This window comes from Pseudomonas sp. NPDC087336 (assembly GCF_044744285.1).
Classification (GTDB): domain Bacteria; phylum Pseudomonadota; class Gammaproteobacteria; order Pseudomonadales; family Pseudomonadaceae; genus Aquipseudomonas.
Window position 1 is genome coordinate 1 of record NZ_JBIUYA010000002.1, and the last position, 24386, is coordinate 24386.

The following is a 24386-nucleotide window of genomic DNA, read 5'->3' on the forward strand; positions in this document are numbered from 1 at the left end:
GATGCGGTGTATTTAAACCCGGAGCGTCCTGAAATTAAGGGCGCAACGGGCTAACAACTGTAGGACCAAGGCGACAGGTACCTTGACACGTACCGAACGCCCCAAAAGGAACCAAAAGGTCTTGCCCCACCATTCGGCCCCTCGCCAAGGCTCGGGGTGCCCTCACTCCGGCATTGCTCCGTGGGCCCGCCGCCCTCGGCCATCCATGGCCGAGGGCGGCTAACCCGGCATCCATGCCGGGTTGCCCACTGCACAACGCCTGCGTTCGGCCTCTGGAAACGGGGCGGGCAGAGCAAGATCAAAAGCCAAAGCAACAGCGAGGCAGCCTACCGGCCGGCCTGATCGGGTGATTGTCCGCATTCCCCTGTAGGAGCGAGCTTGCCCGCGAAGGACGTCAACGATAACGCGGGAAACCTGTCTCACCCCGCTGCAGCCCGATCACCTGCACTCCGACAACACCACCTGGCAGGTACCGGGCGTACCACCCGAGCGGCCGGCATAACGGATGCAGTTATTCAGCGATTTCTGCCGCGCGATGCTCAAGGTGGAACCAAAGGCGAGGCCGCCCTCGCCGGCAGTGGGCAGCGCTTTGGCATAACAGCTTGAGCCCATGTTCGAGGCGGAGTAGCGAGCCGTGGCGTTCTTTCCTGCACATCCCGCTGTCAGCACCAGGTTGAGGGCTAGAAAGGAGGGCAGGACCCATGACGAGCATTGGCGCACGGTTATTGCGGTCATCCCGTTTCCCCTGGTTCAAGCGGCTGGCAACCGGTGGTGTGCCTGTTCAGTCTAGACGGCCCGGGGCCCGGGTGAGCGTGCTGCCGATCAACAGTCATGGCACCCTTGTCGCATAAATTTGAAATGCACGGCGTTACTCGACAGAATCGCCCCCCGACTGGGCCAAAGGTGTCGCAGATTCGGGGTGAAGAGGGGTTGCAGTTGAACGAACAGACATTGTCCATGCGCCTGGAGCGCGTGGCGGCGCATGTGCCAGCCGGGGCGCGCCTGGCCGATATCGGCTCCGATCACGGCTATCTGCCGGTGGCGTTGATGCGCCGTGGCGCGATCTGCGCGGCAGTGGCCGGCGAGGTGGCGTTGACGCCGTTTCGCGCGGCTGAACGCACCGTACGCGAGAGCGGCCAAGACATGCGGATCAAGGTACGCCTGGCCAATGGCCTGGCGGCGATCGAGCCGCAAGACCGGATCACGGCGATCAGCCTCTGCGGCATGGGCGGCGAGACCATTCGCGACATCCTCGACAGCGGCAAGACACGCCTGAGCGGCCAGGAGCGCCTGATACTGCAGCCCAACGGCGGCGAACAGCCACTGCGGCAATGGCTGATGGAAAATGGTTACCGCATCCTGGTTGAGGAAGTGCTGCGGGAAAATCGCTTCTTTTACGAAATCATCGTCGCCGAGCGCGCCGAGCCTGCGCAGTATTGCGCCCAGGAGCTGTACTTCGGCCCACTGCAGATGCAGGCCCGCAGCCCGGCGTTCCTGGCCAAGTGGCAGCGAATGCTGCGCCTCAAGCACAAGACCCTGAACCAGTTCGCCCGGGCGCGGCAGGCCGTTCCCGAAGATAAGGTCCAGGAGATCGCCCGCCAAGCCCGATGGATCACCGAGTTACTGGCTTAACCCCGGCCACCACGCAACTGTGCCGGACTCACGCCAAGACGTTGCCGGAAGGTAGTCGTCATGTGCGCCTGGGAGTTGAAACCGCAGGCGTGGGCGATGTCCGCCAGCCGCGCTGTCGAATCGCGCATCAGGGTACGGGCCTTGGCAAGGCGCCGGTCGATCAGGTAACTGTGCGGGCTTTGCCCGGTCGCGTGCTTGAATGCACGCAGGAAATAGCCTTCGGACAACCCGAGCAACTGCGCCATCGCCTGCACACCCAGCGGGCTGCCGAGGCCGGCGTCGATGAACTCATCAAGCAAGCGCATCCGGCTGGCGGTTATCGAGCCTTGCAGCGGTGCTGACACCCCTTCGTTCCCTTGGGTCCGTTCGGCCAATGCGAGTGCCCAGGCCTCCCAATCATCCGTCACGCCGGCCTGCAACAGCGCGCCGCGCATTCGCAGGGCGAGGGCGGTCGCCTGGCGATCGATCCGGTTGTTGAAGGCCCGATCCCCGGTCAGTAACTTACCGTCAGTGCGCATCAGTCGCAGGTATTCACCGCCCTTGGGCGATTCGGACAATACATCACACCCAGCAGGCACGAACGCCAGGCCGTTGGGCACGGCAATGAAGGGTTGCACCCGATCGCTGCCAATGGCGTGCACGCCGCGCTGGCTATCGAAGGCAAAGCCAATCGCCGCCTGGCTCGCGACATATCGGGTCGCGTAGGCGCTGCCGGGGAGCAGTTCGATCGCCCATGGCCCGGCTTCGATGCGGCGCACCGGTTCAGGCGGGAATGGCGGTTGCAGGCGGTGGGGATGGTTCATGAACAGCATAGTAGTCAAGAAGGGGCGCAAAAGTCAGGTCGGTTTTTTGAAAGCCGGCTAATGGCGAGCGTGTCTAGACTAGGCCAAACCCCTGGGAGCCTCCTCATGTACACACTGACTCGCGACGAGATCGAACAAGCTGCTCGCCTGGTTTACCAAGTGATGCCTGCCACCGCGCAGTACCCTTGGCCCTTGCTGGCCGAGCGCCTGGGTTGCACGGTGTGGGTCAAGCACGAAAACCACACGCCAACAGGCGCATTCAAGGTGCGTGGTGGCATTACCTTCATGCACTGGCTCAAACGCATGCATCCAGGCGCGCGGGGCATTGTCACCGCCACCCGCGGCAACCACGGTCAGAGCCTGGCGCTGGCGGCAAGCGCGCAGGGTTTGAAGGCGCTGATTGTCGTGCCGCAAGGAAATTCGCTGGAAAAGAACAATGCCATGCGCGGCTTTGGCGGCGAAGTGGTCGAGCATGGCTGCGATTTCGATGAAGCTCGTGAGGAGGCCGCACGCCTGGCGCAGGCCCATGACCTCTACCTGGTTGCGCCGTTCCACACCGAACTGGTCAAGGGCGTGGCCACCTATGCCCTCGAACTGTTCAAGGCGGCGCCGGACCTCGACACCGTCTACGTGCCGATTGGTTGTGGTTCGGGCATCTGCGCAGTGATCGCCGCCCGCGACGCGCTGGGCCTGAAAACCCAAGTGGTGGGCGTGGTGTCCACTGAGGCGGCGGCCGCGAAATTATCCTTTGAAGCAGGTGCAATCCACGAGACCGCCTCTGCCAACACCTTTGCCGACGGCCTGGCCGTGCGCAAGCCCATCGCCGAAGCCTTTGCCGTCTATGCGGCGGGTGCGCAGCGGATCGTGTCGGTCAGCGAGGCGCAAATCGCCGAGGCCATGTGCGTGTATTACACCGATACCCACAACCTCGCTGAAGGGGCAGGTGCGGCAGCCCTGGCGGCGCTGATTCAGGAGCGCGAAGTAATGCGGGGCAAAAAAGTGGGGGTGATTCTGTCCGGTGGCAATGTCGACAGATCGGTGTATGCACGCGTGATTGGGTGACGGGTTTGATCTCAGTGAGAAATCCGTGCGCTCGACTATCATCAAATCAACCCCAATGGGCAGTGGGCGTGGTTGGCCAGCATGGCCGGCGCGCCTATACCCGCGCCATTGTCGATGAACTTCAAGGCATTGGCCGCCCATGAACCTCAAAGAGTTGATCTGGCCCCGGTTGCAAACGCTCAACCAGCAAGCGCTCACACAGCAAGAGGCCGGGCATCAGCAAGACAACACCAGTATCATGGAGGCCAACTGGGACGTTGACACCGACGCGGCGCTGGAAGAAGCGCGACGCCTCGATGATGCCGACTCGGATCGCCGAAAAACCGCAGACGGCAAGGCCAGCCTCTATCTGGTAGCCGTCACGGCGCTTGCACCGGTTTTAGCCTCTTTACTTGCGGGCATCTGGAGCGACCCATCAACGGTCGGCTACAGCACTGTCGCCCTGGCCATCTTCTTTCTGGGCACCTTGTATCTGTTCCGGGCGGGCCTCTGGGCCTTCGAAACGCTCAAGGCGTCAACCTCAAGCCGGGTCGACGCCAGCGACCTGGCGAGCATCTGGTGCAAGACCGATCCCAAGCCCGAGCTGGTGGAGAAGCTGCTGCTTGCCGTGAGGTACAACCACACCGTGACCCAGCGCAAGATGTCCTGCATAAAGATGACCCACGCCTTTCTGCTCAGGGCATTCCTGTCCTTTATCCTGTTGCTGATCGTCCAGGTCGCCTGGTACCTGTTTGTCAGTTGATTGCGCTGGGGATCAGCACGATCCGTTGTAGCTGGTAGTTGGATAAGCGGCTGTTCTACCGATCGCTCATCATTCCATTGGAACTCCCCATCACGCTGCCCCGTCATCTGAAATAAGGGGGGCTGCGGGTATTTCGTGGCGAACCCTGATAACGCTTTTCTTCACTCAGAAGGCGAGGGACGACATGAATACTACAGACAGCACGACCGGTAACCCGTCAGACAGGCCCAATGCCGCAGGGCCAGGCCAGGACTTTCAACACCTCAAGGAAAGCGTCACAGAGACGCTTGGCGATGCAAGACAACAGGTGGATGAGCAGTTTGGCCAATACCGTGACACGGCAGCCGATCAGATCGAGGCACTGGCCCAAGGGGCAAAATCTTTCGTTTCGCAACTGGAGGACAAGGACAAGCTCGGCATGTCCGACTACCTCGCGGACATGGCGGAGTCCATGAGCGGGCTGGCGGGGAATTTGCGCGGCAAAAGCGCGGAGCAGCTGCTTCACGACGCCGCCGAACTGGCGCGCAATAATCCGGGATTGTTCATTGCCGGCAGCATTGCGCTGGGCTTCGGCCTGTCGCGCTTTCTCAAGGCTGGTGCCGCACCGGCGGCGACATTCGCCGATGCCGACGATCCGGCAGCAGGGCATTCAAGGCCGCCGTCTGGGGGCTTTGGTGCTCAACGACCCTTTGATACCGGCGTGCCAACGCGCACCGATCAAGGCCCTGGACTGGCCACCGGCATCACGCCGGCGGCGCCCAATGACCAGGATCATCCATCAGACTTTTCGGCGAATTCGACATCCGGGTCCACACCCTACAAAGGAGCGCTGTGATGAACAGAGAAGATCAAGATCTGCCGGGCGTAAGACCGATGCCAACACCTGAGCCTGACGCTTCGGTGGTCGGGTTGTTGCGCCAGTTGACGCGCGAGGTGCCCTCGCTGTTCACCAAGGAACTGGCATTGGCCAAGGCTGAGCTGCAGGCCAGCCTCACGACGCTCAAGGCAGGCATTGCCGGCGTCGCCGGTGGAGCGATTGTGCTGCTGGCGGGGTTCATCATCCTGTTGATGTCCGTGGTCTACGGTTTGAGCATGGTCATGGCGCCGTGGCTGGCCGCGTTGATTGTCGGTGTCGTGGTGATGATCGTCGGGTTCGCGATGCTGCAGTCCGGAAAAAAACAGTTCGAGCCGTCGCACTTCAAGCCTGATCGCACCTTGGACGCCTTGAACAAAGACCAGCAAGCGCTGCGCAGGAGAGTGTCATGAACAGTGAATTCGAAATCGAGTCGCAGAAAAGCCCCGAGACCATCGAGCGTGAAATCGATGCGCAGCGTGCAAGCATCGGAAACATCGTCGACGCGCTGGAAAGCAAATTCACTCCGGGACAGGTATTCGACCAGGCGTTGTCGCTCATGCAGAGCAACGGCACCACGTTCCTGAGCAACCTTGGAACCAGCGTTCGCAATAATCCCGTTCCCGCAGTGGTGACCTCGGTGGGCCTGTTGTGGCTGATGATGAGCCCGAACCGTCCGCCGATTCCTCGTCCCGTTTATCGGGCGGACCCGCAGCAGAACAAGGTAGGGGAGTGGACCGATGGCCTGGCGGATGGCCTCGACAGTGCGCGCGAGCATTTGCACCAGACTGCCGACACCCTGAAGGAGGGTTACCAGACGGTCAAAGGCAAGGCGGCGCACCTGGGCGACAACCTGGGCGCGACCAGTGAAAACATCAGCCATGCCATGCATGACGCCAGCGACCGCCTGGTGCGCAGTACCCAGCAGATGAGTCATCAAGTCAATCATTTGCTCAAGGAACAGCCGCTGATCGTTGCCGCCGCGGGCATCGCCCTGGGCGCCATGCTGGGGGCGGCATTACCCACGACAACGACCGAACAGCGCTACATGGGCAAGACCAGCGCAGGGCTGGCGGACAAGGTCAAACAGCAGGCACGGGAGGGCTTCGAAGCGGTGCGCGACACGGTGACCAAAACCACCGAGCATTCGGACGTGGAAAAGCCAGATGGGGACCGTCCCCCTGCAGCCGGTCAACCGGCGGATCTGTCTCGCGGACTGGGAACGTCGTAGGGCGTCGTACGAAAAACGGGAGGTCAAAGGCTGGCCTCCCAACGGCACTGGGCAAGCCAAGAGCACATCAATGAACAGTCACCTGAAGTTCGGCATTGAAGAGGAATACTTCATCACCGAGCTGGACACACGGCGGATGGCCGCACAGCCACCCGACGCTTCGATCGAGGCGTGCAAGGCGTTGATGGGCGCTTGTTTCGCCTATGAGATGTTCCAGTGCCAGATCGAAGTAGCTTCCCCCATCTTCACCGGCATGGCAGAAGCAGAGGACTACTTCGTGGCTGCTCGCGAAAACTTGCGGCGTACGCTCGAGCCCTTTGGCCTGGGACTGCTCTGCACGGGGAGCCATCCGCTGGCCGATTGGCGGATCCAGCAGCCCAACAGGCAAGATCATTTTCTCCAGCTGTTTGAAGACTATCAATGCGTCGCTCGGCGTAGCGTGCTATCCGGGCTGCATGTCCATGTTGAAGTACCCGGTCATCTCGACCGTGTCCAGGTGATGAACGAGGTCTTGCCCTGGACGCCGCTGTTGTTGGCATTGAGCTGCTCCTCGCCGTTTTGGGACGGTGCCGACAGCGGCTTCATGAGCTACCGGCAAACGGTCTGTGACGAATGGCCGAGGATGGGCATTCCCGAGTATTTCGAGGATGAGCCCGACTATGAGGCCTACCTCGCATTGCTGATGCGAACCGGCGCCCTCAGGCAGGCCAGCGAATGCTGGTGGGGAGTTCGCCCGGCGGCCCGGTATCCGACCCTGGAATTACGCATGACGGATGCCTGCCCGCGCCTGGAGGATGCCTTGTGCATTGCATCCTTGTTTCGCCTGCTGGTGGCCTGCGCCATTGACCAAGCCGGACCAGGATTGGCCTATTCGCCAGCGTCTCGCCGCATCCTCAACGAGAATCGTTGGCGAGCGGAACGCTATGGAATACACGCCTCATTCATCGTTGAAGGGTACGACCGACCCTTCTCGGCTGAGCAGTGGCTTTTCCTGGCACAACAGATCCTTGGCGATACGGCGAGCAAGCTGCGAGTGGACAGCGTTTTTCTCCGGGCTCGCAAGATTTTGCGCGACGGCGCCAGTGCAGACCGTCAGCGCAACCTCTACCGACAAGCCTTGCGCCGCTCTGAGGATGTTCATGCCGCCCTGACTCAAGTGGTGGATCAGTTGCTGATGGAAACCACGCAAGCGCCCTGTAAAAGTGAGGACCTGCAACGCTCGGTATGTCAATCGTGAGCAAAACCTGGGAGGCGCCATGCCTATTGCCGACGACACTGTGCACTATCTGCGCGAGCACACATTGCTGCTCACCACGGCGGAGTCGTGCACAGCCGGAAAAATCATCACCCTGCTTTCCGAGGTCGAAGGCAGCGGCGAGCTGATCGAGAGCGGTTACGTCGTGTATTCGCCGCAGGCGAAGCAGCGATTGTTGAGCGTCAGTCCCGACACCATCGCCACCTACAACCTGACCAGTTGTGAAGTCGCACGGGAAATGGCGTTGGGGGCGTTGCACGACAGCACCGCCAATGTTGCCGTGGCAACCACGGGCATCCTTGGCCCGGAGGACGTCGACGGAATCCCCGCCGGCACCGTTTGTTTTGCCTGGGCTTACCAGACCGGGCAGGGGCTGAGTGTGTTCTGCCGACAGCATCGATTCATCGGTTCGCGTTGTCAGGTGCAACAGTTGGCGGCAGACCATTCATTGAAGCTGCTGCCGCATTTTCACCAACGCGCGTTGGCTGGTGAGCGAGGATGAACACGTCCATGGCCAAGAAAACCCTGGAGATCAGCGGAATTTGCATTTGCCGGTCGACGCATGCGGGGTGAGCAGGTCAACACCCGATTTGCTTGTAGCCTGCCCCCGATTTTTTCGCTGCCCAAGGCGTCAGCGCAATAAAAGGCCCGCAGCCCTGGCGCGCAAAGCCATCACCAGATTGGCTGGCATTTTTTTGATTTCTTCAGGCCAGAGCGCCAGGTGCCCGCGAAATTCTCTCGACTCGTCGTCGTATCTTGAAATATCAGCGAGCACGAAGCTGTACCGGCTGAGGTACGCCGCAGACAAATCATCGGCCAACGCCCGCGCAGGCTCACCGGCTAACGCCAGGCACCATTGGGCGATTTCAACGATTCGTTCACTTGGCGTTCGCGGGGCCACACCGTGGAGGAAATTCAGGATGTATTGGTTATAGAGCAGAGCGCCTTGCTCGGGCTCTTCCGTGGGGTTTCCCGGGCAATGTCGTCGTTCCCAGGGAAGCATGTAGACCATTTTGTCCAGCGCAGTCTGAAGAACATAATCCGACGGTTTCACCAATCGATGCATCATCTTCTCCCGATAAAAAAACGGTTTAGCTATGGTAGCTCATTCTTGGAAGTCAATAGATTTCATGAAGAAAAAACCACAAGGGGATGTGTTTCTGAATCGACGAATCCCGGACTGCGTCCGTCAGGGCGTTGCCATATTTCGGATGGTCCCCAAGGGTGGTGAGAGGGCAGCATGGGGTTGTATTCAAGAGCTGGATTGGGGGGATATCCATTGCGCTCTATACCGAACCATCCCGCCGCTCGGCCACCAACAGCAACGACTGCGGCACAGGGCTTTGCGGGTGCTGCGGCTCCTGCAGGCCAACCAGCCGATAACCGGCCATGTCCAGCGCATTGAACCAACTGGACAAGGTTCGCAAGTACCACGGCATGGGTTGCCACTGCCCCACGAAACCGGCGAAGGTCTCTTCCCGCCAGCCGTCCTGATAATCACCCGCGGCCGCGGTCCACGGATGCAGGGTCTGGATCACCAGCGCGCCGCCGGGGGCGAGCAGGGCGTTCATGGCCGCGAGCAACGGGATGATGTCCTGGTGCAGCAAGGCGAAGTTGGCGCAGATCAGGTTGTAGTCATTGCCGATCTGCACTTTGGCCTCTGCCAACTCTTGATAGCTGGCCAGGTACACCGATGAGGCGCCCGCCGCCCGCGCCGCCTCGACCAGCGTCGCGTCGCCATCCACGCCTGCGGCCTCGATGCCACGATCCGTCAGTGCCCGCAACAGCCAGCCCTCGCCACAGCCGAGGTCGAGCACGCGTTCCGGCTGGCGGCCCAGTACCGCCAGCAGGATGGCCTGGTCGGTGACCTTGAGGCGGCTTTCGATGGCGCCGCTGCGCACGGCCTCGATCCAGGACTGGGCATTGTGGTGCCAGCTTTGCAGGAGAGTGAATTCGTCGGCGGGCATGGCGATGTCCGAAGTGATGGGCTGGGTAAAAGCATAGGACATGCAGACCATTAGCCTTGCTGCGCCGGATTGGGACATTGCGCCCCGTGTGTTGTCGAATGGAGTGACAAGCAATGGTGCATGCGCGGGTCGTTGTCGCACCCGCGTTTTTCAATCCTGTTCAGATTGAGAGGTGAACTGATGAACAGCATTATCTACATCGTCGGGCTGGTGGTGGTTATCGCGGTCGTCCTGTCGTTCCTTGGATTTGCGTAGCCTCCTGCCGGGCACAAGCGACGGTCTGAGCCAGCCCGTCGCTTGTGCCTGGGGTTATCGATTAAAACGCTCGGCCAGGCTGTGCAGATACTCGGCCATGACTTCAAGGTCCTGGCTGATCGCCGCGCCTTGCTTGGCCTGCCCGGCACTGTGATCGCACAGCTGGGCAATCCGCGTGATCTGTTGATTGATATCTTCAGCCACGTGGCTTTGCTCTTCTGACGCCGACGCCATCTGCTGGCTCATATCGGTGATCCGGCTGACGGCCTGGCTGATTCCGACCAGGGCAGCCTGCACCGCCTCGACACGCTGCATGCTGTCACGGGAAATCTGCTCACCCCGGGTCGCCGTTGCCACTGCGCGATCGGCACCGACGTGCAGGGAAGCGATGATGCCGTGGATCTGCTCGGTAGAGGTACGGGTGCGTTGGGCCAGGGATCGCACCTCGTCGGCTACCACGGCAAAACCACGACCTTGCTCACCGGCCCTGGCCGCTTCGATCGCCGCATTGAGCGCCAGCAGGTTGGTTTGTTCGGCAATTGAAGTGATCACATCCACGACACTGCCGATCGATTGCATCTCGCTCGCCAACGCGTTGACCGCCTGGCCGATTTCGTTGACGGCCGCGTTCATGGCTTCCATGGCGCGCAGACTTTGCCGGGCCAACTCACTGCCGTCCCGCGTCAACTGGTCAGCCTCAGAGGCTGCGTGCGCTGTAGTGATGACGTTTTGAGTCACTTGCTGGTTGGTTGCCGCCATCTGCGAAATGGCGGCGGCGGACTGATCCGTTTCGCTGCGCTGGCGATCCAGCGACTGCGCTTGGGAACCGGACAGTTCGGAAGACTGTGCCGCCTTGGCCTTTACACTGACTCCTGCATCCACGAGCCGGCTCAAGGCTGTCTGCAAGCGGGCTTCCTCACTGAGCATGGCCATATCCAGTTGCCCCTGGGGACCATGGTTGTCGCTGTAGGTGAGGGCTACCAAGCGGTCGGCAAAGGCTTTCGGATGTTCGGCCAGGGTGCGCTGGATGGCGCTGCGTTGATGGGACACGATCAGGAACCAGGCAACCCCCAGGCTCACCACCAGCACTCCCTGGGCCGCCGTTTTGGTCAGCCACTGATCCGCCAGCAGTGAAACCGTGGTTGCGATCAGTAAGGGCCAGCCCTGTTGCAGCGGCCGGAAAATCCGCGCACTCAGCGCGACGATCGGCTTGCCGGCGCGCATCCTTGCATACAGCGCGCTTGCCCTGCGGACCTGGTCGCGAGTGGGCACCGAGCGAACCGACTCGTAACCGCTCAGGCGGCCGTTTTCATAGATGGGCGTGACGTAGGCGCTGACCCAATAGAAATCCCCATTCTTCGCGCGATTTTTCACAATGCCCATCCAGGGCTTGCCTTGCTTGATGGTGTGCCACATATGAATGAACACCCCTGGCGGCATATCGGGGTGTCGGACCAGGTTATGGGTCTGGCCGACCAATTCGTCGTAGGTGAAACCGCTGATGTCGACAAACGCGTCGTTGCAGTAGGTAATGCGACTATCTAGATCGGTTGTGGAGATCAGGCGTTGTTCGGCGGGAAACAATCTTTCGTGGTCGGTTACGGGCAAATTCACACGCATAAAATGCGATCCCTATACGGATTATTATTATGGTCTGGGGCATGTAAATCAGAACAATGCGCGAGGTGTTCTACGCGCTTTCAGGGCTTGCCGACCGCGCATTCGACGACATCTTGTTTTCATTTCATGACAACCAACATGCGGCCAGGATGGTTAGCGTGCTCACGAGCTGGCCTGGTATTTGCTATCGAAATGCCATCCGAATGTCGCAGCGAGTAAAATGGATGTCGCTATCAAGTAATTTCATGCCGTTGTCCACCAGCGAAAAACGTTGGCTACCCTGGTTCGGCAAGACTGGAAAAATCATGATGGGTTGGTCGTGCTGGCTCAACCAATCGGCTTATCCGGTGATCGAACAAACCTTCGAAGCCATCGCTGAAACCCGGGCGCAGTTGCTGCAGAACTGGACGCGCGAGCAGTGGGAGCACCTGGCGGAACTGGCGGAAAACCTCGGTCGCGATTTCGCCAGCCTCGACAGCACTTCGTTGCTGGACAAGCTCAACCAGGCAGAAGATTTTTCGGAGTTGTTTGTCGTTGACCCCAGCGGCAGCGTCATCGTGTCGACCTGGAGTCGACGCGGCAAAACCCGGCTCGAGCAAACCCGGGCTTTGGCAGAAGGATTGAAGGCGCCGTTTCTCCATGGCCCTTACAGCGATCCACTGACCTTGCAGATCGGTCCCTCGTCTTCGCGCTTCTTTGATGAAGTCACGCTGATGTTCTATCAGCCCCTGAGCGTCGATGGAAAAGTCCTGGGATGCCTCTGCGGTCGCGTGCCCAACGATGTGTTGGGCGATCTCATCCAGCGTGAAGCCGGGCACATTTTTGCCGAGTCGGGCGATAACTATCTGTTCATGGCGCAATCACGTTTCGATCCGGCCATCGAGCCCGGTACCGCATTGTCGCGTTCACGTTTCGAAGACGGCACCTTCACCCACGGTGAGAATCTCAAAAGCGGTGTACACACACCCTGGAAGACCGTGCAGATCCAGCGACACACCGAGCTGGAGCTGCGCTTCACCGACCCGGCGACGCAACAACTGCACCCCGGGGTACGCGAGACGATCCGAAAGGGCTCCAACTTGTTCGTGACCTATCCCGGTTACTCGGACTACCGGCACATTCCAGTGGTCGGCAAGGGCGTTACCTTTCAGTTGCCAGGGTCACCTGACCGCTGGGGCATGATGTGTGAGGCTGATCTGGAGGAGGTCTACCGCCGGCGCTCGCTCAGCCATGGCTTGATGAAACCTTACATCGCGACCATGACCGGTCTCTTTGCCTGCAACTACATGGTCCAGCATTACAGCGGCCTGGCCCAGGGCGTGATTGATAGCGTCGAGGTTGTGAGCATGTTGTGTGCCGCATTCCTGTTCAGCCGGCTCGGGCCCAAGCGTCTTGCGGCAAGGTTGAACGAGATGACGAGTGTGATCAGGACCATCGCCGAAGGTGAGGGCAACCTGCGTCAGCGCCTGGACATCAAGCGCATGGCCAACGATGAGACCGGCGACATGGGGCGCTGGATCAACAGTTTCATCGACAACCTGGACTCGGTTGTCGGGCAAGTGGTGAAGGCCAGCAGCAACGTTGGCACCACCAACCAGATGATGCTGGGGCGCAGCCAGCAAGCCAGTATCACCTCCCACGAGGTGGCCGAAGCGGTGCATCGCATGATGATTATCGTCGAGGACCAACTGGGTGAGATCCAGCAGGCTTCTGCCAGTGCCGAACAAATGAAGCAGGCGATGGATGAAGTGGTCACCCGCGCCCGCGAGCAATTTCTCGCTGTGCAGCAAGGCACGCAATCGATTCGGGACGTGGTCGAGCGTTCGTCTTCGAGCGTGCAGTTGCTCGACAGCAGGATGACGCAGATCGGCAAGATCACCGGCCTGATCAGCGACATCACCAACCAGACCAACCTGCTGGCGCTCAATGCGGCCATCGAGGCTGCGCGCGCAGGTGAACATGGTCGAGGTTTTGCGGTGGTCGCCGACGAGGTACGCAGCCTCGCCTCACGCACATCACGCGCGGCCGACGACATTCGGCAGATGGTCGAAGGCCTGCAGAACGAAACGCAAAAAGCCGTCAGCTTCATGGAGGAGGGCGTCAAGGACGTCGATAACAGCCTGCGCCTGGCCGAAGACGCCTCCTCGGAAAACGTGCAGTTGCATCAAGCGGTAGAAAGCATGTTTGCGATCATCCAGCAGCTCAACACCCGTAGCCTCGACTATGGCAAGACGATCAACAAGGTCGATCACTGCTCCACGCAAATGCGTCAGACCGTGGCGGTGCTGCAAAACAGTGCCGAAACGGTCAGGCTCAATGCCAATAAACTGCAGAAGCTGGTGGGGCAGTTCGAGGTGAGCAGCACCCTCGAGCGAGTGGCGGTCGCTTGAGTCCGTTCCAAACCGCACCCGAGCGCTAAGCCTTAACGGATGGGGCAGGGGCGAATAGCGAAAGCATCCATGCCATCCGCTCCCATTGTGCCTGCCGTGTTTACTGGCTGGAGCGAACGGCCCCTCCGTCAATCAACAGGTTCTGCCCGGTCAGGTAGCCCGCATGACTGCTGCAGACGAAGGCGCAAAGTGCACCGAACTCCTCGGGTGAGCCGAAGCGTTTGGCAGGAATTTCGCTGCGGCATTCGCCGAGGAATGCCTCGCTGTCTTGCCCCAACTCTTCGGCTGCGGCGACCAGGTTGTCACGCAGTCGATCGGTGTCGAATGAGCCCGGTTGCAGGTTGTTGATCGTCACATTGCGACTGGCAATGTTTTCTTGCCGGGCAAGCCCTGCGATAAACCCCGTCAGGCCACTGCGGGCGCCGTTGGACAGGCCCAGGCTTTCGATAGGCGACTTCACGGCACTCGAGGTGATGTTGATGATTCGGCCAAATCCGTGTGTCGCCATGGCGTCGACCGTTGCCTTGATCAACTCGATCGGGGTGAGCATGTTGGCATCCAGCGCCTTGAGCCAGGCGTCGCGGTTCCATTCGCGGAAATCCCCGGGAGGAGGGCCGCCAGCGTTGTTGATCAGGATATCGAAATGCTCATGGGCCGCGAGGGCTGCTGCACGACCCTCAGGCGTTGAAATGTCTCCGGCGACGGCGATGACAGTCACTTCAGGATTCATCGCCCTGAGCTGACGTGTTGTTTCAATGAGCACCTGTTCGCCGCGGGCGGTGATCACCACGTTCACGCCTTCGCTGACGAGCGCCTGGGCGCAGGCTTTACCCAGGCCTTTGCTGGCAGCGCACACCAGCGCCCAGCGTCCTGCTATTCCAAGGTTCATGGGTGTTTTCCTGACAGTAAGAAGCTCAAGGCAAATGGTTGGCTGTTCACGCGTGATCCACCGTTGTAGACAGGTTTGGCGATCGGGCAGCGATCCCCATAAAGCGCCGCACTCTCTCTCCTTCGGCATCGCACAGGATGGTGTCAGGTGCGGCATCGAGTTGAATATTGCCGTTCTCCATGAAGATCACCCGATCGGAGATCGACATGGCGAAGTCCATTTCGTGGGTCACGATCAGCATGGTCATGCCTTCCCTGGCCAGGTCGCGGATCACGTTGAGTACGTCGTTGACCAGTTCCGGGTCGAGGGCCGAGGTCGGTTCGTCGAACAGCATGATCTGCGGCTCCATGGCCAGCGCCCGAGCGATCGCCACGCGCTGTTGCTGCCCACCGGAGAGCTGGTGCGGGTACTTGTGGGCGTGGGCCAGCAGGCCGACCTTGTCCAGCAGCGCATACGCACGATGTTCACTGAGCTCGCCCGGCTGGCCGTGGTAACGCGGTGCCAGGGTGACGTTGTCGAGGATGGTGCGGTGCGGGAACAGGTTAAAGTTCTGGAACACCATGCCGATGTGCCGCACGCCTTTGCGCAGGCGGGCGCTGTTGGGTTTGTCCGAGGCTTCGATGAATTTTTCGCCGAACAACGAAATGTCGCCGGTATCGATGCTTTCAAGGCCATTGACCGTGCGGATCAGCGACGTCTTGCCGGAACCCGATGGCCCGATGATCGAGACCACCTGGCCGTAGTCGACATTCAGGTCGATGCCCAGCAGCACTTTGTGCGTGCCGTAGCTTTTCTGGATGTTCTTCAATTGCAGGATGGGCGTCGTATTGTTGCCGGCCGCTTTGCGCGCACTGTCGGGCAAGGCTTCGGCGCAGGCCCTGAACCTGGCCACGGCGGCGTCATCGAGGGTGTGCGGCTTGCGGAAGTTCAGGTCCAGGTAGCGCTCCAGGCGCTGCAGGAAAAAGCCGAACACGGTGACGATCAACACGTAGTAGACGCCAACCGCCGCCAGGGTTTCCATGACCAGGAAGTTGGTGGCGTAGAGGCGTTGCCCGACCGTGAGGATTTCGGTCAGGGAGATGACCGAGACCAGCGACGTCAGCTTGACCACCGTGATGTATTCATTGATCAGGGTCGGCAGCGAGATACGGAACGCCTGGGGGATCACGATCAGGCGCTGCATGCCGAACAGGCCGACACCCAGGGCGCGTCCGGCCTCCTTTTGCCCCTTGGCCACGGAGATCAGGCCACCACGGTGGATTTCCGCCATGTACGCCGCTTCCGTGACCACCAGGGCCAGCAAGCCCGAGTAGAAGGGGTTGGACAGGATCGGCCCGCTACCGGGAAACAGCTGCGGCAAGTTGTAGACGAAGACCACCAGCACCAGCAGCGGGATGCTGCGGAAGAACCAGATATAGACCGCTGCAGGAATGCGCAGCAAAGGCGAGTGGGACAGCTTGGCGGTGGCCAGGACAAAGCCCAGCAGCATGCCGATGAACCAGGCCAGGGCACTGAGCTGGACCACCGTGACGCAGGCCTTCCAGAAGTCCGGCAGGGAAAACAGGGATAAGAAATACGACCAATCGAATTGCATGGGGCACCTCGATCTGCCGCCCCCGTGCAGGGGAGGCAGATGACCAGACTACAAGGACAGGTTCTTAGTTTGCGGTCGGTTCTTCCAGGCCATATTTGCTGAGGATGGCTGCGTACTCACCGCTCTTCTTGATTTCCTCGAAGGCCTTTTGCACGGCCTGGAACGTCTCGTCGTTGCCTTTCTTGACGAAGATGCCCAGGGTTTGTTGGTAAATCGGGTGCTCGGTGGTGATCACTACCCGGCCATTGGTCTTTTCCGCGATCATTTTTGCGGCACCGGCGATTTCAACCTGGGCCTGGATGTTTTTGGACAACAGGGCCTGGGTCACTTCGGGCGCCGAGGGGTATTCGCTGACGGTGATGGCGCCCTTGTTGTTGGGCACGCAGTATTCATCGGACAGCTTCCTGAATTCCTTGACCCAGGTAGTGCCCTGTTCCAGGCCCAGCTTCAAGCCGCACAGGTCTTCAGGCTTTTTCGCGTTGATCTCGCTGCCCTTGGGCACCATGACCGCGGCACCGGTGTTGGCATAGGCGATGGTCTGGGCCTGGGTCTGGCGCTCCGGCGTGATGTACATGCCGGAAATGATTGCGTCGTACTTGCCGGAGTTCAGGCCGAGAATCAGGCTCGGGAACTTGGTGTCGATGAACTCCACCTTGGCGCTCATGTGCTTGGCCAGCGCCGTTGCCACTTCAGGGTCCGAACCCACCACGTTCTTGTCCTTGTCATAGGACTCGAAAGGCGGGTAGGTGATTTCCATGCCGACCTTGAAGGTATCTGACGCGGCCATGCTCACTGAGGCAGCGAGCATACCGGCGGCCAATACAGCCAGGCCCAACAGGTTTTTCTTATTGTTTTTCATTTTTTACTGACTCCGGCGTAGGTAGGGGTGTAGCTGAAAACTTCAATCAGGACGCTTGCGCCTGATTTTTCAGGTGTCCGAAACTGGCGGGCTTGCGTGCCTTGCCTGGCAGTTGAACGTCCCCGTTGGCCACTCGCTGGCGCAGATATTGATAGGTCTGCAGGGCCTGGCCATACATGTGTTCGCCGATCGTGATCTCTTCGTAGTCATTGCCTGCCTGGGCGAATCCGGGCAGCGGCTTGATCTGGGTGTGATAGTCGCAGGCATAAAACAGCGGGAAGGAGTAACGCTCCTCCTTCACGCTGCGCACCCGGTGCGCGGTGGCAACGAAGGCGCCTGCGGTCATCACTTCCAGCATGTCGCCGATGTTGACCACGAAGGCATCGGCGATCGGTGGTGCATCGATCCACTGTCCGAGGTTGTTCATCACCTCAAGGCCCGGTTTGTCGGCCAGGAGGATGGTGAAGCACTCGTAATCAGTATGGGCGCCAAGTCCCGGTGCGTCATGGGCGGCACCGTCGAAGGGGTAGTGGATCAGGCGCAGTTTTGACGGCGGACGGGTGACCAGGCTGTCGAAGTAGTTTTCTTCCAGGCCCAGGGTCAGGGCAAAGCCTGCGAACAGGCGCCGACCCAAGGCGAAGATCGCTTCATAGTAGGCCGAAACCGCAGCCTTGAAACCTGCCAGCGGCGGCCAGTCGTTGGGCCCCAGCAGCGGGGTGTTGGCCAACACCAGCGGGTCATCGGCCGGGACTTCGAAGCCGACGTCGAAGGCCTCCTTGTGGTCCGGCTTGCCCTTGGAATACACCTCTTCGCCTTCGGGTACAAAGCCCTTATGGGATTGTGAGGTGCCGATGTAGTGCCGCATCTTGGCGTCCAGGGGCTGGTCGAAATAGTCCTTGGCTGCCTTGCGAAGATTGGCGATCAACTGCGGATCGATACCGTGATCGGTGATATAGAGGAACCCGACCTCACTGGCGGCACGCCCCAATTGTTCGGCCACGGCCAGGCGGTGTTCCAATTCAAAACTGAACAGGCCGGCGATGTTGACCACCGGGATGCTGTTGAAGTTGGCTTTGTGTGTGTCAGTGCTGATGCTTTTATTTTTATTGTCAGGCATGACGCGTGGGCTCCCTAAGGATGGTTTGAGAGGTGGAAACGCTCGAAGTGTTCGCGCTCGGTCTGGCCCATCCACACGTTCAATGACCACAGGTCGGCCACCGGGACATTGGTGAAGGGCAGATGATGCAGGTAGCCGTCGGCGCCGAATTCCGGGGTCAGGGTGCTGACCTGGTAACCGCGGGCTTGCTGCGAGCGCCAGATGCTTTCCCAGTGCTGCTGATGGAAAGCCAGTTCCTTGGCATATTCGGGGGCCGCCGGGTGCGGAACCTGTGGGCCCTGGTCATAGCCGACCCGCGCCTGGATATGGTGGACCCGCTCGACGAAGGCGCTGAGGTCATCGGCCGGGTCATTCAACAGGCGCTCGCAGGTCACGACCCAATGGCTGATGTCGCTGGTGAATAAAAGATCGGGCAGTTGCCGGATCAACTCCAGGGTCACCCAGGGGTTGAACAGCGAGCGCGAGCGGTGGGTTTCAAAACTGCAGACCTGGCCGTGCTTGCGCGCCAGTTCCAGTGCCTGGCCGAAGAACTCCACTTGTTGCGCCAAGGTCCAGCGATCATTGCCCGCCAGCACGTTGACAAACCGTGGGCCGAGTTCGGCGGCCCAGGCCAGTTTCCGGTCGAGGTCATGCAGATGAACGGCAGGGGACGCCGACTGGTCCGGCAGTACGTCGTAGGCGGTGAAGACCGTGCTGATATAGCTCAGGCGATTGGCCTGGAGAAACGCGCCAAACTCGGCTCGTTCACCGGCATCCAGTGGCAGGCGCGCTTCCATGCCATCAAAGCCCGCCCGCAGCAACTCATCAAGCGCCTGGGCCTTGCTGGCGGTGTAGCCCCACAGCGTGCGGAAAATTCCCAGCTTCATCGGTGATCCTCGGCTCGTTCGCTCTGGAGCCGATGTTAGGCATAGGCGACGGCGTCAAAGAATCGGAAAAATCAAATCGATACTTCATACTTTCATCAACAAATAGCTGGCTACTTATCCCGCTTTCCAGGCGGGATTCAAGAGGCGAATAGGCGTCTACGTTGAGGATTAGCGAGAGATGCCACTGTTACGGCATCATTTTGAAGAGTCCCAAGCTACACGGGGTGCTGATGGCCTGGTGTTCACGACTCCTCATCCCCGAGCAGCGATGTGGCTCGGCTGTTCAGCAGTGAGCCCGCCTGGAAGTAACCCATCACGGTGGTCACGCTGCGGTGTTCGGTCATGGCCATGACTTCGCCGAGCGGTACCCCCTGGCGACCGGCCTCGGTGACAAACCCCGAGCGCAGGCTGTGCGCCGCCCAATCACCCTCAAGACCCGCCAACTTGGCCCGGCGCTGGACAATGCGGGCCACCTGGTCAGCCGACAAGCCTGCGGTCCCGACCTTGCCGCCTTTATACATCCGCCGAAACAGCGGGCCCTCCTGCGCCGGCGCCGCCTTCAGCCAGGCCGCCAGCGCCTGCGCCGCAGGTCCGCGCAGTGGCTTGTCACGGCGTACGCCGCCGGTGTCGGTCTTGGTCGCGCCCAGGGCGTACAGCCAGGTGTCGGCATCCAGTTGGCGCACATCACCCACTTGCAGGCCCACCACTTCCGAGCGGCGCCGCCCGCCGCCGCTCCAGGCCAGCAGGAGCAGGGCGCGGTCGCGAATGCCGCGCACGCCATCGGTGCAGGTGGCGAGCAGGGCCTGCAACGGTTCCAGCACGATCGCGTTTTTCTTGCGCACCGAGATGCCCTGGCGTGACTGGGCCTTGCGTGCTTCGCGCAACAGGGTCTTCAACGCCGCTGCTTCGGTGGGGCTGTCCCAGCCATTGATCCGGTGCCATTTGCCCAGCACGGCCAGGCGGTGACTGACCGTGTTGTACGCCAGGGCGCCGGGTTTGCTTTTGACGCGTGCCTTGACCAGCGCCGCGTCGATGCCGGGCGGTAACAGGTGAGTCCAGCCGCCGTCGACCAGGGGGCGGGCCAAATGATCAACGACAAACTGCACCGCCACTGTGGTCGGCAGCGGCGCGTCACCCAATGCCTGGCCGTAACGCAATTGCAGCCACGCCGACCAGTAGGTCAAGGCGCTGCGGTAGCTGCGCACGGTATTGGCCGCGGTGCCGGCAGCGAGAAAGGCCGCCGCCGCTTCCTGGGCGTTGATCGCCAGGGAATGCGGGTTTAGCGGGGTTTCGTCTACCAACGGCAATTGATCTGTAATATTTAATACGTTCAACGTATGATAATTCCATTATTAAAAAAATAACGTCGGATAATCTATCATTATCAGACCTAATATAACCGGAGGTGGGCCATGGCAGTAGGGGTACCGGAAAACGACGTGTTTGCGGCGGCGGATGCGGTGCTGGCCCGCGGCGAACGCCCGACCGTCGAGCGCGTACGCCTGGAACTGGGGCGCGGCAGCCCGGCGCGGGTCGGTGGTTTGCTCGATCAATGGTGGGCGCGCCTGGCCGAGCGACTGAGCGGCGAGACCCGCCTGCCGGCGCTGCCCGGCGAGGTCTCACAAGCGTTTGTCGCGGTGTGGCAGCAGGCGATTCACCTGGCGCAGGGCGTCGCCGAACAGGGGTTGGTGGAACAACGCAAAATATTGATCGCAGAACGCGAGCGGGTCGCCGAAATCGAGGATCAGGCGCGCCAGGACGCGGCACAGTTTCGCCAGCAGGCGGCGGAGGCGTTGGCCGGGCGCCAGGCAGCGGAGTTGCGTCTGGCAGATCTGGAGCTGCTGTTGTCCCAGCGCCAAACGCAGATCGAGGATCTGCAACAGCAGCGTGAAGGTTTGCTGCACGAGCGCCGTGAAACTCAGCAGCACAACCAGGCATTACAGCAGGATCTACAAGCGCTGCGGGTAAAGGCCGAGCAGGAGCGCGTCGCACAAGAGCGCTACGTGCGCGGGGTCGAGGATCGTGCACACCGCGAGGTCGACCGTGCGCGGGAGGAGGGCAAGGCGATGGCGATCCAACTCAAGGCCGCCGGCCGGCAAGTCGAGCAGTTGCAACGCAGAATCGAGTCGGTCCAGACCGAGTCCAGTCAAATCCAGCAACGCGCCGCAGCGCAGCAGGCCCGTGCCGATACCCTGGAGCAGCAACTGATCCAGATGCGCGAAGCACCACCCGCCAAGCGAAAGGCGCGTGTACGCAAAACGCCGGCGGCGCAGGGCTCAGGCTGAGCCCTGCGCTGTCGTTTGCACCCTTGTTGTAGGACCGAGCATGCTCGCGAAAAACGCCCGGACACGCCGGGATTCAGACAGCCCGCGTCATCGTTGGCGATCATCGCGAGCAGGCTCGCTCCACAAGGCAAAAGGGGCAAGCCATACAAACCGGTTAGCGCGGCTAGCGCTCAAACGGCCAGGGCGGGCACTTCGACGAGATGAATTGACCTTGATCTGTAGCCACTCGATGACCGCTTGTACCGCTATGATCATTCTCTGCCGGTCATATCCCCGAATAGTGCTGGTGAAGTCCGATGCAAATGATTGGTCAAGCCGAATGCAAATGGGTGGGCAAGGCCGTGTAATTACCCATCTGAGCGATTTGCGGCATTACCTCACAGATTTCTACAGCCCAGTTAGGCATTTTTCGAATCTTCCTGAACTGATGATCCGTATGCTAATCATGGGCTGTGGCTACCGTATTAGATCCGAGCGGCGGCGGTACAAGGAGGCGCATTTGAACCTGGCGTATCGCTGGTACTGCCGGTTGAATCTTGAAGATGAAAGCCCTAATCACTCGACTTTTTTCATGAGTCGACACGGCCGTTTCCGGGACAGCGATCTGTTTCGCTGGTTGTTCAATGAAGTGCTGCGTCGCTGTATGGACGCAGGCCTAGTCAAAGGTGAAGGATTTAGTGATCGTTCGGGCCATACACGACACTTTACATCTTGAAAGATCCCACTCTGTGGCGCAGCAACTGACGTTGCTCATTGAGGAGTCGTGCGCCATTAGTCAGGTCATTGACATAAAGGGAGATGCCATCACTCAGGCGGTGAATGGTGATGATGTTTTCGTTTACCGTTTCTGCGACAGTGCTTTGCTCTTGAGCTGCCATAGCAATTTTATGGTTCATATCATTGATGCCCTGGATGCTTTGGCTGATTTGCGTCAGGAACTCGCCGACTTGACGCGAAGCACCCACCGCATCTTGCAGTGCATTCTGACAACTATCCATGGCATCTCGCGCCTCACGCGCTGTGCTCTGTAACTGGGTGACGATATTTTCAATGACTTCGGTCGAATGACGAGTCTTCAGCGCCAACGCCCGGACTTCGTCAGCGACCACGGCAAACCCTCGTCCTTGCTCGCCGGCTCGTGCGGCTTCGATGGCAGCGTTCAGGGCCAGGAGGTTGGTCTGCTCGGCGATCCCACGAATACTGACAACCATCGTACCGATCCCCTCGCTGTCTCGCATCAACTCACCCAGTTTCAGAGCTGTATGGGCGATCTGCGTCTCCAAGCGTCCGACCATTTGCTGGTTGGAGTCCATCAGAAAGTTTCCTTCGCAGACATGGGCGGCCGACTCACCTGTTTGTGCACTAGTGCTCGAGGCGTGTTTGGCAACTTGGCTGGCGGCTCGAGCGAGTTGCAGTACGGAAGCGGCTACGGATTCGACCTGTTGAACCTGCTGGGCTGTAGCGTGCGAGGTCTGAGCAGTGGTTTTGTCCATTTCGCTGACATGTCGATCGAGCGCCGTGGAGACGCGACCGACATCGGCGATCAGGTTCGCCAGCGGTTCAAGCACCCGGTTGAAGTTGCCAGCCAACTCACCAATTTCATCATGGCGACTGGCATCCAGGCGTTTGCTGAGGTCAGCTTCACCGCGTGCGATCTGCGCCAGACTCTGGCTGACCTCTTTGACCGGTCGCAGAATGTGATGCCGCGTCAGTAGCCATACCGTCACTAACGTAGCGAATAACAATATTCCGGTGACTACCAGGTTTTGCAGCAATACTGTTTTCAAGGTTGCTTTGAGTGCCTGGTTGTTGAATTCGACCTCCAAAGTAGCTAGAGAATGCCCTTGATGCATTACCTGTGTGTTGAGCGTTAATACGATATTTGCTGAGTGTTCTTGGTGGGCAGAGGTTGAAAGTTGCGTACGGGAATCACGTACCGTCAGTCGAGTAACGTCGGGTGCTCGTAACAGTTCATTGAGCAGATTATCTATCTGAGCCTGATTTCCCGTCGCGAGTGGCTCGCTGAGTGACTGGGCCGCGAGCTCAAGTAATGCAGTGGTTTGCTTCAGCTGTTGCCTGCTCAACTCACCAGAGGTGAATTGATAATTGAGCGTTGCAACAACGAATGAAATGCAAAGCATGACCAATGTGAGCGTCACCATCATTTTGCCTACGAGCGAATTCTTCATCGTTATTCTCTTTTTATTGAAGGGGCATTTTCATCAGAAACAAAATTATGTTGTGTCAATCTCATCCTGATGGAACTCCCGGTATTGCGGAGTCGGTGAGAAAACTGGCGAGACGTGCCCTGGGCCTTTCTGAGTATGAGAAATTGCCGCGCACCTGTTCTGCCGTGATGTGTAAACTGCTTCGTGCTGAAAACGATCAGCCGATCACTTGCTACCCGGGTAGCTTTGATTCACTTGTCGAAGTTTGCGAAGGCTTCGAGAGCGCTCCAAAACCCAAGCTTGAACGTCGCAACCTCATTATTACGGCGAACCATGAAAAGTTTTTCTTCCACGTCTTCCCGAAGATTTGCACTGGTTCGGCCATCAGTTACTGCGCGCCATGTCATTTGCCCACCACACTCGACACCATTCAGGTTGGCCGTCCTGCCCCGGCCGCTGTCCAGCGTTTGTCTACATTTTTGGCATGAGGAAGTTAATTCTTACAATCCGACTGAAGCCTATATCGAGGGCATATGAATATGACCAGTGAAGAGAAAGACGAAGTGCCCAAGGGCATTCAGGAGCTGGACGAGCAATTTCCGGGGCACTACATCGAAACGTACAAGAATAATGTTGGTTGCCCTTTCCAGGCGGCGTTGGGAGATGATGTTACTCCCCCCCAAATACTGTCGATAAACAAAGCATCATGTCTATAGAGGCTCAGGTAGCTGCCTTGGGCGGAGATGACGAACAATGCCAACTCGGCTTGTCGGCTTACATAACAATCAGCCCTGCAGG

Annotated in this window: 23 protein-coding genes and 4 pseudogenes; 13 read left to right on the forward strand and 14 right to left on the reverse strand. The window is 59.7% G+C overall.

Annotated features, from left to right (window positions below; genetic code table 11):
• Positions 1-438 precede the first annotated feature (438 nt).
• Positions 439-735, reverse strand: a complete 297-nt coding sequence (locus tag ACIO0C_RS02485) for a hypothetical protein (RefSeq protein ID WP_401307358.1) — start codon at positions 733-735, stop codon at positions 439-441.
• A gap of 201 nt (positions 736-936) precedes the next feature.
• Between ACIO0C_RS02485 and ACIO0C_RS02490 the strand changes: the two genes are divergently transcribed.
• The gene (locus ACIO0C_RS02490; RefSeq protein ID WP_401307361.1) at positions 937-1632 is read left to right on the forward strand and encodes a tRNA (adenine(22)-N(1))-methyltransferase; all 696 of its coding nucleotides are present in this window, start codon (positions 937-939) and stop codon (positions 1630-1632) included.
• On the opposite strand, the gene ACIO0C_RS02495 is transcribed toward ACIO0C_RS02490, so the two are convergent.
• The gene (locus ACIO0C_RS02495) at positions 1629-2444 is read right to left on the reverse strand and encodes a helix-turn-helix transcriptional regulator (protein ID WP_401308035.1); all 816 of its coding nucleotides are present in this window, start codon (positions 2442-2444) and stop codon (positions 1629-1631) included. The two genes, ACIO0C_RS02490 and ACIO0C_RS02495, sit on opposite strands and share 4 nt — an antisense overlap.
• A gap of 96 nt (positions 2445-2540) precedes the next feature.
• On the opposite strand from ACIO0C_RS02495, the gene ACIO0C_RS02500 reads away from it, so the two are divergent.
• From ACIO0C_RS02500 to ACIO0C_RS02530, 7 genes are all read left to right on the forward strand, one after another.
• Positions 2541-3497 carry a threonine dehydratase gene (locus ACIO0C_RS02500; protein WP_401307364.1) on the forward strand — a complete coding sequence of 319 codons (957 nt, stop codon included), beginning with the start codon at positions 2541-2543 and terminating at the stop codon, positions 3495-3497.
• A gap of 139 nt (positions 3498-3636) precedes the next feature.
• A complete protein-coding gene (locus ACIO0C_RS02505; protein ID WP_401307366.1) occupies positions 3637-4239 on the forward strand; it encodes a hypothetical protein in 603 nt (200 codons plus the stop codon).
• A 184-nt stretch (positions 4240-4423) separates the two neighbouring features.
• Positions 4424-5074, forward strand: a complete 651-nt coding sequence (locus tag ACIO0C_RS02510) for a hypothetical protein (protein WP_401307369.1) — start codon at positions 4424-4426, stop codon at positions 5072-5074.
• On the forward strand, positions 5074-5505 hold the full coding sequence (locus tag ACIO0C_RS02515; protein WP_401307372.1) for a phage holin family protein: 432 nt from the start codon (positions 5074-5076) through the stop codon (positions 5503-5505). Before ACIO0C_RS02510 ends, ACIO0C_RS02515 begins: the two co-directional genes overlap by 1 nt.
• Complete coding sequence (locus tag ACIO0C_RS02520; protein ID WP_401307374.1) at positions 5502-6323, forward strand: DUF3618 domain-containing protein; 822 nt, start codon at positions 5502-5504, stop codon at positions 6321-6323. Before ACIO0C_RS02515 ends, ACIO0C_RS02520 begins: the two co-directional genes overlap by 4 nt.
• A gap of 70 nt (positions 6324-6393) precedes the next feature.
• The gene (locus tag ACIO0C_RS02525) at positions 6394-7560 is read left to right on the forward strand and encodes a carboxylate-amine ligase (RefSeq protein WP_401307377.1); all 1167 of its coding nucleotides are present in this window, start codon (positions 6394-6396) and stop codon (positions 7558-7560) included.
• A gap of 19 nt (positions 7561-7579) precedes the next feature.
• Positions 7580-8080: a CinA family protein gene (locus ACIO0C_RS02530; RefSeq protein WP_401307380.1), complete on the forward strand. Its 501-nt coding sequence runs from the start codon at positions 7580-7582 to the stop codon at positions 8078-8080.
• Positions 8081-8209: 129 nt separating this feature from the next.
• On the opposite strand, the gene ACIO0C_RS02535 is transcribed toward ACIO0C_RS02530, so the two are convergent.
• The 4 genes and pseudogenes from ACIO0C_RS02535 to ACIO0C_RS02550 all read right to left on the reverse strand — a co-directional run.
• Positions 8210-8644, reverse strand: coding sequence for a hypothetical protein (locus tag ACIO0C_RS02535; protein ID WP_401307383.1), 435 nt, complete (start codon positions 8642-8644; stop codon positions 8210-8212).
• Positions 8645-8864: 220 nt separating this feature from the next.
• On the reverse strand, positions 8865-9545 hold the full coding sequence (locus ACIO0C_RS02540) for a class I SAM-dependent methyltransferase (protein WP_401308038.1): 681 nt from the start codon (positions 9543-9545) through the stop codon (positions 8865-8867).
• 309 nt (positions 9546-9854) lie between these two features.
• Positions 9855-10829: pseudogene (locus ACIO0C_RS02545) on the reverse strand (methyl-accepting chemotaxis protein); the annotation flags it as partial.
• 309 nt (positions 10830-11138) lie between these two features.
• A pseudogene (locus tag ACIO0C_RS02550) lies at positions 11139-11420 on the reverse strand (PAS domain-containing protein); the annotation flags it as partial.
• A gap of 1739 nt (positions 11421-13159) precedes the next feature.
• Between ACIO0C_RS02550 and ACIO0C_RS02555 the strand changes: the two are divergent.
• Positions 13160-13810: a methyl-accepting chemotaxis protein gene (locus ACIO0C_RS02555; protein ID WP_401308040.1), complete on the forward strand. Its 651-nt coding sequence runs from the start codon at positions 13160-13162 to the stop codon at positions 13808-13810.
• A 100-nt stretch (positions 13811-13910) separates the two neighbouring features.
• On the opposite strand, the gene ACIO0C_RS02560 is transcribed toward ACIO0C_RS02555, so the two are convergent.
• The 6 genes from ACIO0C_RS02560 to ACIO0C_RS02585 all read right to left on the reverse strand — a co-directional run bounded on the left by ACIO0C_RS02560 (position 13911) and on the right by ACIO0C_RS02585 (position 20469).
• Positions 13911-14699 carry an SDR family oxidoreductase gene (locus ACIO0C_RS02560; RefSeq protein WP_401307385.1) on the reverse strand — a complete coding sequence of 263 codons (789 nt, stop codon included), beginning with the start codon at positions 14697-14699 and terminating at the stop codon, positions 13911-13913.
• A gap of 46 nt (positions 14700-14745) precedes the next feature.
• A complete protein-coding gene (locus tag ACIO0C_RS02565) occupies positions 14746-16293 on the reverse strand; it encodes an amino acid ABC transporter permease/ATP-binding protein (RefSeq protein WP_401307388.1) in 1548 nt (515 codons plus the stop codon).
• A 64-nt stretch (positions 16294-16357) separates the two neighbouring features.
• A complete protein-coding gene (locus ACIO0C_RS02570; RefSeq protein ID WP_401307391.1) occupies positions 16358-17152 on the reverse strand; it encodes an ABC transporter substrate-binding protein in 795 nt (264 codons plus the stop codon).
• Positions 17153-17198: 46 nt separating this feature from the next.
• Complete coding sequence (locus ACIO0C_RS02575) at positions 17199-18269, reverse strand: isopenicillin N synthase family dioxygenase (RefSeq protein ID WP_401307393.1); 1071 nt, start codon at positions 18267-18269, stop codon at positions 17199-17201.
• A gap of 14 nt (positions 18270-18283) precedes the next feature.
• Positions 18284-19135, reverse strand: coding sequence for a sugar phosphate isomerase/epimerase family protein (locus ACIO0C_RS02580; protein ID WP_401307396.1), 852 nt, complete (start codon positions 19133-19135; stop codon positions 18284-18286).
• 242 nt (positions 19136-19377) lie between these two features.
• On the reverse strand, positions 19378-20469 hold the full coding sequence (locus ACIO0C_RS02585; protein ID WP_401307399.1) for a site-specific integrase: 1092 nt from the start codon (positions 20467-20469) through the stop codon (positions 19378-19380).
• A 78-nt stretch (positions 20470-20547) separates the two neighbouring features.
• On the opposite strand from ACIO0C_RS02585, the gene ACIO0C_RS02590 reads away from it, so the two are divergent.
• A complete protein-coding gene (locus ACIO0C_RS02590; RefSeq protein WP_401307401.1) occupies positions 20548-21420 on the forward strand; it encodes a DNA-binding protein in 873 nt (290 codons plus the stop codon).
• 355 nt (positions 21421-21775) lie between these two features.
• Positions 21776-22099, forward strand: a pseudogene (locus ACIO0C_RS02595) (transposase); the annotation flags it as partial.
• Between the two features lie 25 nt (positions 22100-22124).
• On the opposite strand, the gene ACIO0C_RS02600 reads toward ACIO0C_RS02595, so the two are convergent.
• Positions 22125-22658, reverse strand: a complete 534-nt coding sequence (locus ACIO0C_RS02600; protein WP_401308043.1) for a methyl-accepting chemotaxis protein — start codon at positions 22656-22658, stop codon at positions 22125-22127.
• Positions 22659-22994: 336 nt separating this feature from the next.
• Positions 22995-23609, reverse strand: a pseudogene (locus tag ACIO0C_RS02605) (HAMP domain-containing protein); the annotation flags it as partial.
• Positions 23610-23656: 47 nt separating this feature from the next.
• Between ACIO0C_RS02605 and ACIO0C_RS02610 the strand changes: the two are divergent.
• Positions 23657-24076, forward strand: a complete 420-nt coding sequence (locus ACIO0C_RS02610) for a hypothetical protein (protein ID WP_401307404.1) — start codon at positions 23657-23659, stop codon at positions 24074-24076.
• Positions 24077-24121: 45 nt separating this feature from the next.
• Positions 24122-24304, forward strand: coding sequence for a hypothetical protein (locus ACIO0C_RS02615; RefSeq protein ID WP_401307407.1), 183 nt, complete (start codon positions 24122-24124; stop codon positions 24302-24304).
• Positions 24305-24386: the final 82 nt, after the last annotated feature.

Coding starts and splice junctions, on each gene's coding strand:
- ACIO0C_RS02485 (WP_401307358.1), bottom strand. CDS start 735: ATGACCGCAATAACCGTGCGCCAATGCTCGTCATGGGTCCTGCCCTCC.
- ACIO0C_RS02495 (WP_401308035.1), bottom strand. CDS start 2,444: ATGCTGTTCATGAACCATCCCCACCGCCTGCAACCGCCATTCCCGCCT.
- ACIO0C_RS02500 (WP_401307364.1), top strand. CDS start 2,541: ATGTACACACTGACTCGCGACGAGATCGAACAAGCTGCTCGCCTGGTT.
- ACIO0C_RS02505 (WP_401307366.1), top strand. CDS start 3,637: ATGAACCTCAAAGAGTTGATCTGGCCCCGGTTGCAAACGCTCAACCAG.
- ACIO0C_RS02510 (WP_401307369.1), top strand. CDS start 4,424: ATGAATACTACAGACAGCACGACCGGTAACCCGTCAGACAGGCCCAAT.
- ACIO0C_RS02515 (WP_401307372.1), top strand. CDS start 5,074: ATGAACAGAGAAGATCAAGATCTGCCGGGCGTAAGACCGATGCCAACA.
- ACIO0C_RS02520 (WP_401307374.1), top strand. CDS start 5,502: ATGAACAGTGAATTCGAAATCGAGTCGCAGAAAAGCCCCGAGACCATC.
- ACIO0C_RS02525 (WP_401307377.1), top strand. CDS start 6,394: ATGAACAGTCACCTGAAGTTCGGCATTGAAGAGGAATACTTCATCACC.
- ACIO0C_RS02530 (WP_401307380.1), top strand. CDS start 7,580: ATGCCTATTGCCGACGACACTGTGCACTATCTGCGCGAGCACACATTG.
- ACIO0C_RS02535 (WP_401307383.1), bottom strand. CDS start 8,644: ATGCATCGATTGGTGAAACCGTCGGATTATGTTCTTCAGACTGCGCTG.
- ACIO0C_RS02540 (WP_401308038.1), bottom strand. CDS start 9,545: ATGCCCGCCGACGAATTCACTCTCCTGCAAAGCTGGCACCACAATGCC.
- ACIO0C_RS02555 (WP_401308040.1), top strand. CDS start 13,160: ATGGATGAAGTGGTCACCCGCGCCCGCGAGCAATTTCTCGCTGTGCAG.
- ACIO0C_RS02560 (WP_401307385.1), bottom strand. CDS start 14,699: ATGAACCTTGGAATAGCAGGACGCTGGGCGCTGGTGTGCGCTGCCAGC.
- ACIO0C_RS02565 (WP_401307388.1), bottom strand. CDS start 16,293: ATGCAATTCGATTGGTCGTATTTCTTATCCCTGTTTTCCCTGCCGGAC.
- ACIO0C_RS02570 (WP_401307391.1), bottom strand. CDS start 17,152: ATGAAAAACAATAAGAAAAACCTGTTGGGCCTGGCTGTATTGGCCGCC.
- ACIO0C_RS02575 (WP_401307393.1), bottom strand. CDS start 18,269: ATGCCTGACAATAAAAATAAAAGCATCAGCACTGACACACACAAAGCC.
- ACIO0C_RS02580 (WP_401307396.1), bottom strand. CDS start 19,135: ATGAAGCTGGGAATTTTCCGCACGCTGTGGGGCTACACCGCCAGCAAG.
- ACIO0C_RS02590 (WP_401307401.1), top strand. CDS start 20,548: ATGGCAGTAGGGGTACCGGAAAACGACGTGTTTGCGGCGGCGGATGCG.
- ACIO0C_RS02600 (WP_401308043.1), bottom strand. CDS start 22,658: ATGCGAGACAGCGAGGGGATCGGTACGATGGTTGTCAGTATTCGTGGG.
- ACIO0C_RS02610 (WP_401307404.1), top strand. CDS start 23,657: ATGTTGTGTCAATCTCATCCTGATGGAACTCCCGGTATTGCGGAGTCG.
- ACIO0C_RS02615 (WP_401307407.1), top strand. CDS start 24,122: ATGAATATGACCAGTGAAGAGAAAGACGAAGTGCCCAAGGGCATTCAG.